The sequence below is a fragment of the Micromonospora sp. NPDC047740 genome, from assembly GCF_043204735.1.
In the GTDB taxonomy this organism is placed as follows: domain Bacteria; phylum Actinomycetota; class Actinomycetes; order Mycobacteriales; family Micromonosporaceae; genus Micromonospora.
Genome location: NZ_JBIDCT010000005.1, coordinates 317,778 through 331,319 on the forward strand (window position 1 = coordinate 317,778; position 13,542 = coordinate 331,319).

Consider the following 13,542-nt stretch of genomic DNA (forward strand, 5'->3'; position numbering starts at 1 on the left):
GAGGTGAAGACCAACGGGAGTCCCGCGGTCTGCGAGAATCGAAGAAGACCCACACGACCAACCTACGATCACTGACGATCCATAATCAACTTGGTCGTCGCCGGTCGCCTCTACACCCGCGACTGGACCGACGACGCGGGCAATCACCGCGCGCTCTACGAGTTGGAGGCGGTCGCGGTCGGGCACGACCTGTCCCGGGGGCGGGCCCGGTTCCTGCGCAACCGGCCCAGCATGACGACCAGCACCGTCGAGGATGCCGAGGCAGAGGGCCGGGTGCTCGGCGAGGCGACCGAGCCGGTGCCGGTGGCACAGACGCCGGCCTCGCTCGACGACCGGCCGTTCGACGACGACTTCGAACTGCCGGAGTTCGACGCCCCGCGCGGGGGCACGGCGTGCCCGGCGACCCGGACGGACCGGCGGATGACCTCGACGAACTGGCCGACCCGTTCGACGGCCGCACCGCCGGCACCGCCGACGACGCGGCGGACGACGAACTGGCCCCCGAGCCCGGCGACGGCACGGGCGAGCCCGCCCCGGAGGGCGAACTCGAGGGGGGCACGCCAGCCGGCCGGGGCCGGCGCGGCCGGCGGACGCCGGTCCCTGCCTGACCGTCGGGTCATGCACGGGGCAGCCGGGGCGTACGCCGGCGTGGCCACCCCGCCGTACGACTAGGCTGCCGGCCGGAGGTGGTGCGGGGTGCGGCAGGCGACCGCCATGGCGAACGCGGCGGGGCTGGTGGCGGGCTACGCCCTGGACTCGCTGCTCGGCGATCCTCGCCGGTGGCATCCGGTTGCCGGCTTCGGTCGGGCGGCCGGCGCGCTCGAGCAGCGGATCTACCGGCCCGACCGGCCCGCGGGCACGGCGTTCACCGCGCTCGCCGTCGGTACGCCGGTGCTCCTCGGCGCTGCCGCCGCCCTCGCCACCCGGCGTCGGCCGGTGGCCCGCGCGGTGCTGGTGGCCGCCGGCACCTGGACCGTGCTGGGTGGTCGCACCCTGCGCCACGAGTCGACGCTGATGGCGCGCGCGCTGCGCGACGGCGACCTGCCGGGTGCCCGTCGCCGGCTCAACCACCTCTGCGGCCGGGACCCGTCGGCGCTGGACGAGCCGGAGCTCGCCCGGGCCACCGTCGAGTCGGTCGCCGAGAACACCTCCGACGCGGTCGTCGCGCCGCTGGTCTGGGGCGCGATCGCCGGGCTGCCCGGCCTGCTCGGCTACCGCGCGGCGAACACGCTCGACGCGATGGTCGGCCACCGCTCCCCCCGCTACGCCCGCTTCGGCACCCCGGCCGCCCGCCTGGACGACCTGCTCAACCTGGTCCCGGCCCGGCTGACCGGGCTGCTCACCATCGCGGTCGCGCCGGTCGCGCACGGGGACCGCGGGTCCGCCTGGCGGGTGTGGCGCCGGGACCGCAACGACCACCCGAGCCCGAACGCCGGGCAGTGCGAGGCCGCCATGGCCGGGGCGCTCGGCGTACGGCTGGGCGGCCGGAACGTCTACTTCGGGCGCTCGGAGACCCGACCGTTCCTCGGTGACGGGCCCCGGCCGGAGGCGCGGCACCTGAAGCGGGCCGCCCGGATCTCCGGCGCGGTCGGCCTGGCCGCGCTCGGCCTCGCCGCGGGATACCCGCTGACCGTGGGCCGGCTGGTCGGCGCCGCCGGCCGCGCCGCACTGCGCGGGGTCGGCGGACCGGTGCGACGGGGGAGTGGGCGGTGAGCGGCGGGCTGCTGGTCGCCGGCACCACCTCCGACGCCGGCAAGAGCGTGCTCACCGCCGGTATCTGCCGGTGGCTGCGCCGCCAGGGCGTGCGAGTGGCGCCGTTCAAGGCGCAGAACATGTCCAACAACTCGGCGGTGGTGGTCGGTCCGGACGGGCGGGGCGGCGAGATCGGCAGGGCCCAGGCGATGCAGGCCGCCGCCTGCGGGCTCGCTCCGGATCTCCGCTTCAACCCGGTGCTGCTCAAGCCGGGCAGCGACCACGCCAGCCAGGTGGTGCTGCTCGGCGAGGCCGTCGACACCGTCACCGCCGGCAACTACCGCCAGCTGCGTCCCCGGCTCGCCGAGACGGCGTACCGGGCGCTGGACGAGCTGCGGGCCGCGTACGACGTGGTGATCTGCGAGGGGGCCGGCAGCCCTGCTGAGATCAACCTGCGGGCCGGCGACTACGTGAACATGGGGCTGGCCCGGCAGGCCGGGCTGCCCTCCATCGTGGTCGGTGACATCGACCGGGGCGGCGTGTTCGCCTCGATGTTCGGCACGGTCGCCCTGCTCGACCCGGCCGACCAGGCCCTCGTCGCCGGCTTCGTGATCAACAAGTTCCGGGGCGACCTGGGGTTGCTCCAGCCGGGGCTGGACATGCTGCGCCGGGTGACCGGCCGGCCCACGTACGGGGTGCTGCCCTGGGAGCTGGACCTCTGGCTGGACGCCGAGGACTCACTGGCGTACGGCCGGGTGCTCGGCCGGCCGGCGGCGCCTCGGGGCACCGACTGGCTCGACGTCGCGGTGGTCCGGCTGCCCCGGATCAGCAACGCCACCGACGTCGAGGCGCTCGCCACCGAGCCCGGCGTTCGGGTGCGGCTGACCATCGAGCCGGCCGAGTTGGCCGCCGCCGATCTGGTGGTGCTCCCCGGTTCGAAGTCGACCGTCGCCGACCTGGCCTGGCTGCGGGAGACCGGCCTGGCCGACGCCGTCCGGGCGCACGCCGCCGCCGGTCGGCCGCTGCTCGGCATCTGCGGTGGGTTCCAGATGCTCGCCCGGGTGATCCACGACCCGGTGGAGAGCGGCCAGGGCAGCGTCCCCGGGCTCGGGCTGCTGCCCGTCGAGATCACCTTCGACCCGCACAAGACGGTCCGCCGTGCCGCCGGCACGGCCGCCGGGGACGTGCCGGTCCACGGTTACGAGATCCACCACGGGCAGGTCTCCGCCGCCGACCCGGGGCTGGCGCCGCTGCTGAGATACGCCGACGGCACCGGCGAGGGCGCCCGGCTCGGCCCGGTGCATGGCACCCACTGGCACGGCGCCTTCGAGTCCGACGCCTTCCGCCGCCGGTTCCTCACCGAGGTGGCCGGGATGGCCGGGCGGACGGGCTTCAAGGTCGCCCCGGACACCGCGTTCGCGGCCGCCCGCGAGCGGACCCTGGATCTCCTCGGTGACCTGGTCGAGGAGCACCTGGACACCGCAGCCCTCTGGCGGCTGGTCGAGTCCGGGCCACCGCCGGGCCTGCCGTTCATCCCGCCCGGCGCCCCGCCCGTGACCGGGCGCGGGTCTCAGTAGCGCACGTCGGCGGGGCGCTCGGACATCGGCAGTCCGGCCTCCTGCCATCCCTGCACCCCGCCGATCATGTCGGTCGCGTGTCGCAGGCCGAGCGTCTGGAGACTCGCCGCGGCCAGACTGGAGCTGTAGCCGTGGCGGCAGACCACCACGACGACCCGGTCGTACCCGGTCGCCTCCGGGATGCGCCAGGCGCTGGCCGGGTCCAACCGCCACTCCAGCGCGGTCCGTTCGATCACGATCGCCCCGGGCAGCTCGCCCTGCTCGCGCCGCTGCGCCTCGGTACGGGTGTCGACCAGCAGCGCACCCTTGCGGACCGCCTCGACGGTCTCGTGCGGGGTCAGCCGGTGGAGCCCGGCCCGGGCCTGTTCCAGCAGGGCGTCGACGCCCGGACACATCACGTCATGGAGCACCACCCGATGATGCCGGTGACGACGCCGACCCGACCGGCGAACGGCTCGCTGCACCACAGGATCCAGCGGACGGGGGACTTCCCGTGCCACGGAAGCGGTAGCCCGGCCGCCGCGCGGTGGTCGGCAGCCCGGTCGGAGCTCGCGGGCGGCCGTCGGCGCGGCCAGGCAGCACGGCCCGCGATGGGGGTTCCCCACGGCACCGGTACGCCACCGAAACGGTTCCCTAAGGCAGGCGCATCCACCCACCGGCCGAAGACGTGGCGGTGGGCGGCGGGATGAACGCCGGCGCGCGGCGCTAGCGTCGGTCGGGTGACGGCGGTGGTGGCGGTGGTCGAGGCGTACGCCGGGTTGGCGCGGCGGGTGCTCGCGGCGCCGGCGCGGCTGGGGCGTACCCGACTGGTGGCCGTGGACGGGCCGAGCGGCGCGGGGAAGAGCCTGTTCGCGACCCGCCTCGCGGACGCCCTCGCCGCGCTGCCCGGCGGTGAGCGGCCGCCGGTGGTCCGCACCGACGACCTGCTGGACGGCTGGGACGACCAGCTCACCTTCTGGCCCCGGCTGGAGCGGTGGGTGCTCGCGCCGGTACGCGCGGGCCGGCCGGGGGCCTACCGCCGGTACAGCTGGCTGCGGCGGTGCTTCCTGGACGGGGCGGTGCCGGTGCCCGCCGGGCCGGTGCTGATCGTCGAGGGGGTGAGCGCCGCCCGCGCGGCGATCCGGCCGGAGCTGACCCTGTCGGTGTTCGTCACCGCGCCGGCGGAGCTGCGGCTGTCCCGCGCGCTCGCCCGCGACGGCACGGAGATCCTGCCCGAGCTGCGCCGCTGGCACGTCGGGGAGCGGGCGCACTTCGCCGCGGACGGCACCGAAGCCGTGGTGGACGTCGTGGTCGACGCCGCGCCCGCCCTGCCGCACGACGCCGACCGGTACTACGTCCGCCGCCCCCGACCGGACCGGGTCCCGCGCACCCGTCAGGTGGTTGGTGCACCGGTACCGGCGCCACCGGGTCCCGGCGGTGCTCTCCGGGCAGGTCACGGGGACGGGCTCGGGAGGTGACCCCGGTAAGGCCGGCATACGATGCCGGTCATGACCACACCGATCATGTCCGAGTCCGAGGTACGGGCCGCCGTCGAGCGTGAGCTGCCCGGAGTCCGTGCCGACCTGGAACGCCTCGTCCGCATCCCGGGCATCGCCTTCGACGGCTTCGACCACTCGCACCTGGAGCGCTCCGCCGAGGCGGTGGCGGAGCTGCTGCGCGGCTGCGGCCTCGACACCAAGATCGTGCGTTCCGGCGGCCAGCCGGCGGTGATCGGGAAGAAGCCGGCCCCGCCCGGCGCGCCCACCGTGCTGATGTACGCCCACCACGACGTGCAGCCGGTCGGCGACCTGTCGCTGTGGGAGTCCGACCCGTTCGAGCCGGTGGAGCGGGACGGCCGCCTCTACGGCCGGGGCGCGGCCGACGACAAGGCCGGCATCATGGCGCACATCGCCGCGCTGCGTGCCTTCGGCGACCGGCTCCCGGTCGGCGTGGTCCTGTTCATCGAGGGCGAGGAGGAGTACGGCTCGGACTCGCTGGAGCAGCTGCTCATCGCGCACCGCGAGGAGCTGGCCGCGGACGTCATCGTCATCGCCGACTCGACCAACTGGGACGTCGGCGTGCCCGCGCTGACCACCTCGCTGCGCGGCATCGTCAACTGCTTCGTCGAGGTGCGCACCCTCGACCACGCCGTGCACAGCGGCATGTTCGGCGGCGCCGTGCCGGACGCCCTCACCACGCTGGCCAAGCTGCTCGCCACGCTGCACGACGCCGCCGGGAACGTGGCCGTCGAGGGCCTCGTCGGCCGGGAGGGCGCCACGGTCGACTACCCCGAGGACCGGTTCCGCGCCGAGGCCGGGCTGGTCTACGGGGCTGAGCTCTTCGGCACCGGCCGGATCACCGACCGGCTCTGGACCAAGCCGGCCCTCGCGGTGCTCGGCATCGACGCCCCGGCCACCGGGGAGGCACCGAACGCGCTGGTCCCGGCCGCCAAGGCCAAGCTGAGCGTACGGCTGGCGCCGGGCGACGACCCGAAGCAGGCGTACGCGGCGCTGATCGCCCACCTGGAGAAGCACGCGCCGTGGGGCGCGCAGGTGACGGTGACCTTCGAGCACGACGGCGCCCCCTGCGTCATCGACGCCACCGGGCCGATGTTCGAGGCGGCGCGGGCGGCCTTCCGGGGCGCCTGGGACGGCGTCGACCCGGTCGACATCGGCGTCGGCGGTTCGATCCCGTTCATCGCCACCTTCCAGGAGATGTTCCCCGAGGCGGCGATCCTGGTGACCGGCGTCGAGGACCCGCACGCCCGGGCCCACGGGCCGAACGAGAGCCTGCACCTGGGCGAGTTCGCCCGGGTCTGCCTGGCCGAGGCGCTGCTGCTGGCGAAGGTCGCCGAGGCGGGCGCGAACCGGGGCTAGTTTCCGGCCCCGCCCGGTGTCGGAAGCGTAACTTCGCAGCCGATGTCGGAGTTTGCCGTGTGTCGGGCGCGGGGGTGTTATAGCCTCTCGAACATGCGTACGAACGACGAGATGGCGCGGCTCCAGGCCGCCGTGAGTGCTCTGGGGGACGTCGACGTCTCCGCGTGGCCCGAGGACACGCTCAAGGAACAGCTCGGCGAGCTCTCGGCCGCGCTGGTCGCGCTCGACACGCTGCTCACCCGGATCGCCGACGAGGTCCGCGCGCGTGGCCTGCGGATCGAGGAGCCGGTCTCGGCCTGACCGGGACCGGCTCCGCCGCGGCCGCCGCTTCCCGGCCGACCATCGATCGCCCGCCGCCCGATGAGGGCACTTTTACCGAAAGAGTGCCTATCCGACGCGGAATGGCCACACTTTCGGTGAACCTGCGCAGACAGGGTGCGGGGGCGGGGGGTGGTGTTGGGCGTCCCGGCCGGGTGGCGCGCGGGACCCGTCGCCCGGCCGGGATGAGCCATCCCGTCGGAGGTGGCTGGCAGGATGGGACACGTGCGGTTCCTCGACCTGGCGGCCACCTCCGCCGCGGTGGGCGCCACCAGCGGCCGGCGGGCCAAGGTGGAGCTGCTCGCCGCCGCGCTGCGGTCGCTCGACCCGGCCGAGGTCCCGGCGGGCGCCGGCTATCTCGCCGGTGAGCTGCGCCAACGGCAGACCGGCGTGGGCTGGGCCAGCCTGCGCGACCTGCCGCCGCCGGCCGCCGAGCCGACCCTGACCGTGGCCGGCGTCGACGCGGCGATCGACGAGCTCGCGGCGGTCCGCGGTGCCGGCTCGCAGGCCCGCCGGCGCGAGCTGCTCGGCCGGCTCTTCGCCGCGGCCACCGCCGACGAGCAGCGGCTGCTGGTCGGCCTGTTCAGCGGTGAGCTGCGCCAGGGCGCCCAGGCCGGCCTGCTCGCCGACGCGGTGGCGCGGGCCGCCGAGGTGCCGCTGGCGGCCGTCCGGCGGGCCCTGCTGCTCGCCGGCGACCTGCGCGAGGTGGCGGTCGCGGCGCTCTCCGGCGGCGCGGCGGCGCTGGCCGGCTTCGGGCTCCAGGTGGGCCGTCCGCTGGCCCCGATGCTGGCGCAGAGCGCCCCCTCGGTGGACGAGGCGCTCGCCGCCACCGGCACCCCGGCGGTGGTCGACGTGAAGCTCGACGGCATCCGGATCCAGGTGCACCGCTCCGGGCAGGACATCGCGGTCTTCACCCGCAGCCTGGACGACATCACCGCCCGGCTGCCCGAGGTGGTGGCCGCCGTCCGCGCCCTCCCGGCGCGGGAGTTGGTGCTCGACGGCGAGGCGATCGGGCTGGACGCCACCGGCCGCCCCGTGCCCTTCCAGGAGACCTCCAGCCGGGCCGCCCGGCGCACCACGCCCAGCACCACCGGCGGTACGGCGGTGGCCCCGGCCGTGCTCGCCGCCGCCGAGCGCACCGGCGACACGGTGCTTACCCCGTACTTCTTCGACCTGCTGCACCTCGACGGGGTGGACCTGATCGACCTGCCCGGCCGGGAACGCTGGGCCGCGCTGGCCGGTGCGGTCGACCCGTCACTGCTGGTCGGGCGGATGGAGGTGGACGGCCCGGAGCAGGCCGGTGCCGCCTTCGCGGCCGCGGTCGACGCCGGTCAGGAGGGGGTGGTGGTCAAGGACCCGGCCGCCCCCTACGATGCCGGCCGGCGCGGCTCGGCGTGGGTCAAGGTCAAGCCCCGGCACACCCTCGACCTCGTGGTGCTGGCTGTGGAGTGGGGCAGCGGGCGCCGGCAGGGCTGGCTCTCCAACCTGCACCTCGGCGCCCGGGACCCGCACACCGGCGAGTTCGTCATGCTCGGCAAGACGTTCAAGGGGCTCAGCGACGAGTTGCTGCGCTGGCAGACGGAGCGCTTCCTCGACCTGGCCGTGGAGAAGGGCGACTGGGTGGTCCGGGTCCGCCCCGAGCAGGTGGTCGAGATCGCGTTCGACGGGGTGCAGACCAGCAGCCGCTACCCGGGTGGCGTGGCGCTGCGGTTCGCCCGGGTGGTGCGCTACCGGGACGACAAGACCGCCGCCGAGGCCGACACCATCGACGCGGTCCGGGCCATCCACGCCGGGCGCCCCACCGGGTGAGTCGGCGCCGCCGGAGGCGGTACGCGGGCCGCCCGGCGCCGCGGTGTGCCCGCCGGCGGACCGCCCCGATCAGTGCGCGTCGGTCACGTGGCGGCGGGCTCGGCGGCCCGGTCGACCGGCTTACGCGGCTTGTCCAGGCCGGCCGCGTGCCGCGCCTCCCGGCGCGCCACCCAGCCGTAGCCGAAGAGGCTCATGGCGGCGAAGAGCCACCACTGCACCACGTATCCGAAGTTCTGCCAGTTGTTGGTGTGCCCGATCGGGACGGCCTGGAAGGCCGGGTCGGCGGCCGGCGTCTGCTGGTCGAGCAGGACGTAGCCGCCAGCCACCGGGTAGGGCAGCTGCCTGGCGAGGCGGGGGAGGCTGATCCGCCGGGTCTCCAGCTTGCCGTTGCGCCGGTCGACCGCGCCGCCACCGCTCTCACTGGCCACCACCCGGCCGGTGACCGTCACGTCGCCGCTGGGCGCGGCCGGCACCTGCGGCTGGGCGGTGGCGTCGCCGCCCGGGGCGGGCGGGATCCAGCCCCGGTTGACCAGCACGGCGGTGCCGTCTTCGAGGACGAGCGGGGTGAGCACCTCGAAGCCGACCTCCCGACCGATCGTGCGGCCGCGGACCAGGACCAGGTTCGTGGTGTCGTACCGGCCGGTGACGGTGACCTTGGACCAGGTGAGCTGGTCGGCCGGGGCCGGGCCGGTGGTGCCGGGCCCACCGGTCGGGGCGGGCAGGGCGTCGCGCAGCGGCGCGGGGGTCATGGTGGAGCCGGCGTCGATCCGCTCGTTGATCGCCGTACGGCCCCGGTAGCGGTCCAGCTGCCAGTTGCCGAGGAACACCATCACCGCGGCGGCGACCAGGGTGAGCGCGAGATAGCCCAGCCAGCGCGGGGTCAGCAGGAACCGGTACACGTCACAGAAGGCTACCCGTATGAGCCGGGCCACTGACCCGGACCGGGCCGGAACCGGTCGGCCGGCGGCCGTCGCCGGTCGGTCCAGGCGGGTATGGTCACGCGGGCGGAAATCACCGCGCACCGCCCACCGCGTACGTCCCGTCGCCTACGAGGAGTCGATGATGACCGTCGTGCCGCGCGTCGTGCTGAGCGCGCCCTCCTCGGGTCACGGCACCGGTGCCCTCTCCCTCGGTCTGCTGGCCGCCCTGGCCGAGCGGGGGCTGGACGTGGCGGGCTTCAAGATCGGGCCGGACCAGGTGGACGCGGCGTACCTGGGGTTGGCCGCCGGGCGGCCGGGGCGGAACCTGGACCCGCGGCTGGTCGGGCCGGAGCGGATCGCGCCGCTCTTCGCACACGGCAGCGCCGGGGCGGGCTTCGCGCTGGTGCAGGGCACCCTGGGGCTCTACGACTCGATCACCGGCCGGCCGGAGGCCGAGTCCACCGCCGCCGTCGCCACCGCCCTGCGCAGCCCGGTGGTGCTGGTGGTGGACGTGGCCGCGATGGGCCAGTCGGTGGCCGCCCTGGTGCACGGCTTCCGCGCCTACGACGAGCAGCTCTGGCTGGGCGGCGTGATCCTCAATCGGGTGGCGTCGCCCCGGCACGAGGCGATGCTGCGCCTGGCGCTCGACGACGTCGGGGTGCCGGTCTACGGGGCGCTGCGCCGCCACGAGCTGCCCCCGGTGCTCCCGGCCCGCCGGCACGGCATGGTCCCGGTGGTCCAGCGGGACGGCGAGGCGCTGCGGGCGGTGGGCCGACTGGGCGAGGCGGTGGCCACCATGGTCGACCTGGACCGGCTGCTGGTGCTGGCCCGCTCCGCGCCGGAGTTGGCGGTCGAGCCCTGGTCGCCCACGTCGGTGGGTGGCGCGCCGGCCGGGGAGCGGCCGGTGGTGGCGCTGGCCGGCGGCCCGGGCGGCAGCTACAGCCATCCGGAGACGGCCGAGTTGCTGTGCGCCGCCGGGGCCGAGGTGGTCACCGTCGACCCGCTGCGGGACGAGGCGCTGCCCGCCGGGACCCGCGCGCTGGTCGTCGGCGGCGGGCTCCCCGAGTCGTACGCGGAGCAGCTCTCCGCCAACCGCCGGCTCTGCATCGCCGTGGCCGAGCTGGCCCGCACCGGTCGACCGGTGATCGCCGAGGGCGCCGGGCTGCTCTGGCTGGCCCGGGAGCTGGACGGACTGCCCATGTGCGGAGTGCTCGACACGATCGGGTCGAGCCGGGACGGTCTGGTGATCGGCTACCGGGAGGCGACCGCCAGCACCGACAGCGTGCTGGCCCCGGCCGGCACCAAGGTGGTCGGGCACAAGCAGCACGCCGCCGTGCTCACCCCGCGGGCCGGCGAGCGGGCGGCGTGGAGCTGGCCGGCTGGTGCCCCGGAGGGCTTCGTCTGGCGGGGCGTGCACGCCTCACAGCTCGTGCCGCACTGGGCCGCGTACCCGGAGATCGCGGCCCGGCTGGTCGCGGCGGCCGTGGCGCCGGCGGAGGCCCCGGCGTGATCGGGCAGGTGGCGGTGCGCCGCTTCCCGGCGCTGACCGTCTCCACCCCGCGCACCGAGGTGCGCCCGCTCGTGGCGGCCGACGCCGAGGCGGCGGACGAGGTGTTCGGGGACCGGCAGACTCAGCGCTGGCTGCCGCTGGCCGAGTCGTCGGGGCGGATCGACGGGCGCGCCTGGTGCACCGAGCTGGCCCGGCAGCGCCGGGACAGCGGCGACGGCGACCACTACGGGGTGGTCCGGCGGGAGGACCAGCGGGTGGTCGGCTGCCTCTGGACCCGGCGCACCGACTGGGGCGCCCGACTGACCGAGGTGTCGTACGCGATCGCGCCGCACGCCCGGGGCTACGGCCTGGCGGCCGAGGCGGTGGACGCGGTGGCCATCGCGCTGATCCTGGAGCACGGCTTCCAGCGGGTCGAGCTGCGGGTGGCGCCGGGAAACGTGGCGTCCCGGCGGGTGGCCGAGAAGGCCGGTTTCAGCTACGAGGGCCTGCTCCGCAACGCCGGGTTCGTCCGCGGCGCCCGCGTCGACCTCGAAATCTGGTCCTTCGTCGCCGCCGACCTCCGCTGACCCTCCCAGCCCGGCAGGGCCCCCGGCCCCGGCACAGCGATCAAGAGGTTCGCGTCAAGATCCGGGCGATCCTGGACGCAAACCTCTTGATCAACTAACCCGGGCGCACCCCCGGGTCGTCGTCAGCCGACGATCTGGTCGGACGGTGGGGTGAACTGGCGGGTGGGCTGGCCCTTGAGCGCGTCGCGCAGCGTCATCGCCACCGCATCGACGGGCACCTGGGACAGCCCGTCACCCACCGCGTTGAACGGGTTGTCCGGGTCGGCGATGAAGCTCGCCGCGGCCAGCTCCGGGGTGTAGCCGGCGAACCAGGCGGACCGGGTGCTGTCGGTGGTACCGGTCTTGCCGGCGACCGGGCGGCCGACCGTGCCCCGGACGCTGTCGGCGGTGGACCAGCCGCCGCAGCCGCCCTTGGCCGGGGTGTCACCGGTCGGGCAGCGGGCGGCGTCGGTGGCGGCCCGGGCCGCGTCCGCGCTGACCACCTGCCGGCAGCGCGGCTTGGCGACCTCCCGCTCCACCCCGCCCGCAGTGGTGTACATGGCCGGCGTGCCGTCCCGGTTCAGGATCGAGTTGACCGGGATGGCCTCGCAGTACCGGCCGTCGGCGGCCACCGCGGCGTACGCGTTCGCCATCTCCAGCGGGGTGGCGTCGGAGACGCCCAGGGTGAACGCGCCCCACTTGTTTGCCTTGTCCGGCGAGGCGTGGTCACGGTCCACGTCGGTACGCCAGCGCAGCCCGAGCTGCTCGGCCAGGCGCACCCCCTTCTCCGCGCCGATCTTCTCCTCCAGCTGCACGAAGAAGGTGTTCACCGATTTGCCGAAGCCGGACCACATGGTCTGTACGCCGGTCATCGCGCCGCTGGCGTTGACCGGGGCCCACCCGTCGTAGATGGCCGACTGGTACTTGAACGGCGAGTTGATGGTGTCGGAGAGCTTCGTCCCGGAGTTGAGCGCGGCGAGCATCGTGAACATCTTGAACGTCGATCCGGCCTGGTAGCCGGGGAGTGTTCCCCCGCCGAGCAGCGGCGCGACGGTGTTCGGATAGTTCGCCTTGACGTTCGGGCCGGCCTCCGGGTTGGAGCTGTTCGGGTTCTCGCTCAGGTCGAGCGAGTAGGTCCGGTTCACCGCCATCGCCTTGATCCGTCCGGTGCCCGGCTCGGCGACCACGATTCCGTTGGCGAACGGGCTGCCGGTGCCGTCCTTGGCCCCCACGTTCTTCTCCGCCGCCTCCTGGATCTTCGGGTCGAGGGCGAGCACGATCCGATAGCCGCCGCGGCGCAGCTTGTCCATCCGTTCCAGGCGGTTGGCCCCGAACGCCGGCTGCGAACTCCACCAGTTCTTCAGGTAGTCGCAGTAGAAGCCCCAGGTCGCCCGGTACTTCTCGAGGAGCGCGGCGCAGTCGTTCGGCGGGTTGGTGAGCCGCAGCCGGATCGGCTCGGCCTTGGCCCGGGCGGCGGCGTCGGGCGACAGGTAGCCGAGGCGGGACATGTTGTCGAGCACGTAGTTGCGCCGGCCGGTGGCGTCCTTCTGGTCGGAGGTGATCGGGTCGTACTCCGACGGGGACTTCACCAGGCCGGCCAGGGTGGCCGCCTCGGTCGGGGTGAGGGTGGCCGGGGTCTTGGAGAAGAAGATCTGTGCGGCCGCGTAGATCCCGTACGCCCGGTGACCGAAGTAGGCCGAGTTGAGGTAGCGCTCGAGGATCTGTTCCTTGCTGAGGTGCTTCTCGATGTCGAGCGCCATGCGCATCTCCTTGACCTTGCGCAGGCTGGTCTGCTGGGTGGCTTCCTGGACCTCCTTCGGGGTCTTCGCGCTGTCCCGCAGGGCCATCCGGACGTACTGCATGGTCAGGGTCGAGGCGCCCTGGGAGACGCCGCCGGAGCGGGAGTTGGCGACGAAGGCGCGGGCCACGCCCTTCGGGTCGACGCCGCGGTGCTGGTAGAAGCGGTTGTCCTCGGCGGCGACGATCGCCTGCTGCACGTTCGGCGAGATGTCCTGGATCTTGGTGTACTGCCGGTACTCCTCGTAGAACATCGTCAGCACGGTCTTGCCGTCCGGCGCGTAGAGGTACGAGGTCTCGGCGGGTAGCGCGGTCTTGAGGATGTTCGTCTTCTGCTCCACTGCGTGTGCGGTGGCCTTGGCGCCGATGCCACTGAGGGCGGCCAGTGGAAACATCGCGGCGGAGACCACGATGCCGGCGATGAGCCCGGCGCGGAGGAGGAGAACGGCACGACCAGCGGAGGCACGGGGTCGGTTGCTCACGAGGTCAAGCTATGACATTTCCGATTCGGAAATGAGA

The 13,542-nt window shown here is 74.6% G+C and carries 12 protein-coding genes; 9 read left to right on the forward strand and 3 right to left on the reverse strand.

The window, feature by feature from the left end:
* Positions 1 to 90 precede the first annotated feature (90 nt).
* The 3 genes from ACGF4F_RS12485 to ACGF4F_RS12495 are packed head-to-tail and all read left to right on the forward strand — an operon-like array spanning position 91 to position 3,269.
* The gene (locus ACGF4F_RS12485) at positions 91 to 672 is read left to right on the forward strand and encodes a hypothetical protein (RefSeq protein WP_393077080.1); all 582 of its coding nucleotides are present in this window, start codon (positions 91 to 93) and stop codon (positions 670 to 672) included.
* Between the two features lie 24 nt (positions 673 to 696).
* On the forward strand, positions 697 to 1,713 hold the full coding sequence (locus tag ACGF4F_RS12490) for a cobalamin biosynthesis protein (protein WP_357440934.1): 1,017 nt from the start codon (positions 697 to 699) through the stop codon (positions 1,711 to 1,713).
* Positions 1,710 to 3,269 (forward strand): cobyric acid synthase, encoded by a 1,560-nt coding sequence (locus tag ACGF4F_RS12495; RefSeq protein ID WP_393077083.1) that lies wholly within the window; start codon positions 1,710 to 1,712, stop codon positions 3,267 to 3,269. Before ACGF4F_RS12490 ends, ACGF4F_RS12495 begins: the two co-directional genes overlap by 4 nt.
* On the opposite strand, the gene ACGF4F_RS12500 is transcribed toward ACGF4F_RS12495, so the two are convergent.
* Positions 3,263 to 3,664 carry a rhodanese-like domain-containing protein gene (locus ACGF4F_RS12500; RefSeq protein ID WP_073836632.1) on the reverse strand — a complete coding sequence of 134 codons (402 nt, stop codon included), beginning with the start codon at positions 3,662 to 3,664 and terminating at the stop codon, positions 3,263 to 3,265. The two genes, ACGF4F_RS12495 and ACGF4F_RS12500, sit on opposite strands and share 7 nt — an antisense overlap.
* A gap of 324 nt (positions 3,665 to 3,988) precedes the next feature.
* Between ACGF4F_RS12500 and ACGF4F_RS12505 the strand changes: the two genes are divergently transcribed.
* The 4 genes from ACGF4F_RS12505 (at position 3,989) to ACGF4F_RS12520 (ending at position 8,251) form a co-directional block, all read left to right on the forward strand.
* Positions 3,989 to 4,726, forward strand: a complete 738-nt coding sequence (locus ACGF4F_RS12505; protein ID WP_393077086.1) for a uridine kinase — start codon at positions 3,989 to 3,991, stop codon at positions 4,724 to 4,726.
* Between the two features lie 45 nt (positions 4,727 to 4,771).
* On the forward strand, positions 4,772 to 6,124 hold the full coding sequence (locus ACGF4F_RS12510; protein ID WP_393077189.1) for a dipeptidase: 1,353 nt from the start codon (positions 4,772 to 4,774) through the stop codon (positions 6,122 to 6,124).
* Positions 6,125 to 6,217: 93 nt separating this feature from the next.
* Positions 6,218 to 6,424 carry a hypothetical protein gene (locus tag ACGF4F_RS12515; protein WP_357440937.1) on the forward strand — a complete coding sequence of 69 codons (207 nt, stop codon included), beginning with the start codon at positions 6,218 to 6,220 and terminating at the stop codon, positions 6,422 to 6,424.
* A 234-nt stretch (positions 6,425 to 6,658) separates the two neighbouring features.
* The gene (locus ACGF4F_RS12520; RefSeq protein ID WP_357440942.1) at positions 6,659 to 8,251 is read left to right on the forward strand and encodes an ATP-dependent DNA ligase; all 1,593 of its coding nucleotides are present in this window, start codon (positions 6,659 to 6,661) and stop codon (positions 8,249 to 8,251) included.
* 83 nt (positions 8,252 to 8,334) lie between these two features.
* On the opposite strand, the gene ACGF4F_RS12525 is transcribed toward ACGF4F_RS12520, so the two are convergent.
* A complete protein-coding gene (locus ACGF4F_RS12525; RefSeq protein ID WP_393077090.1) occupies positions 8,335 to 9,150 on the reverse strand; it encodes an SURF1 family protein in 816 nt (271 codons plus the stop codon).
* Between the two features lie 163 nt (positions 9,151 to 9,313).
* Here ACGF4F_RS12525 and ACGF4F_RS12530 point away from each other — a divergent pair, with 163 nt between their 5' ends.
* Positions 9,314 to 10,681 (forward strand): cobyrinate a,c-diamide synthase, encoded by a 1,368-nt coding sequence (locus ACGF4F_RS12530; RefSeq protein WP_357440947.1) that lies wholly within the window; start codon positions 9,314 to 9,316, stop codon positions 10,679 to 10,681.
* The gene (locus ACGF4F_RS12535) at positions 10,678 to 11,247 is read left to right on the forward strand and encodes a GNAT family protein (RefSeq protein WP_357440950.1); all 570 of its coding nucleotides are present in this window, start codon (positions 10,678 to 10,680) and stop codon (positions 11,245 to 11,247) included. Before ACGF4F_RS12530 ends, ACGF4F_RS12535 begins: the two co-directional genes overlap by 4 nt.
* A 122-nt stretch (positions 11,248 to 11,369) precedes the next feature.
* Here the strand turns inward: ACGF4F_RS12535 and ACGF4F_RS12540 are convergent, their stop codons facing one another.
* Entirely contained in the window at positions 11,370 to 13,505 is a 2,136-nt protein-coding gene (locus ACGF4F_RS12540; protein WP_357440953.1) for a transglycosylase domain-containing protein, read from the reverse strand.
* Positions 13,506 to 13,542: the final 37 nt, after the last annotated feature.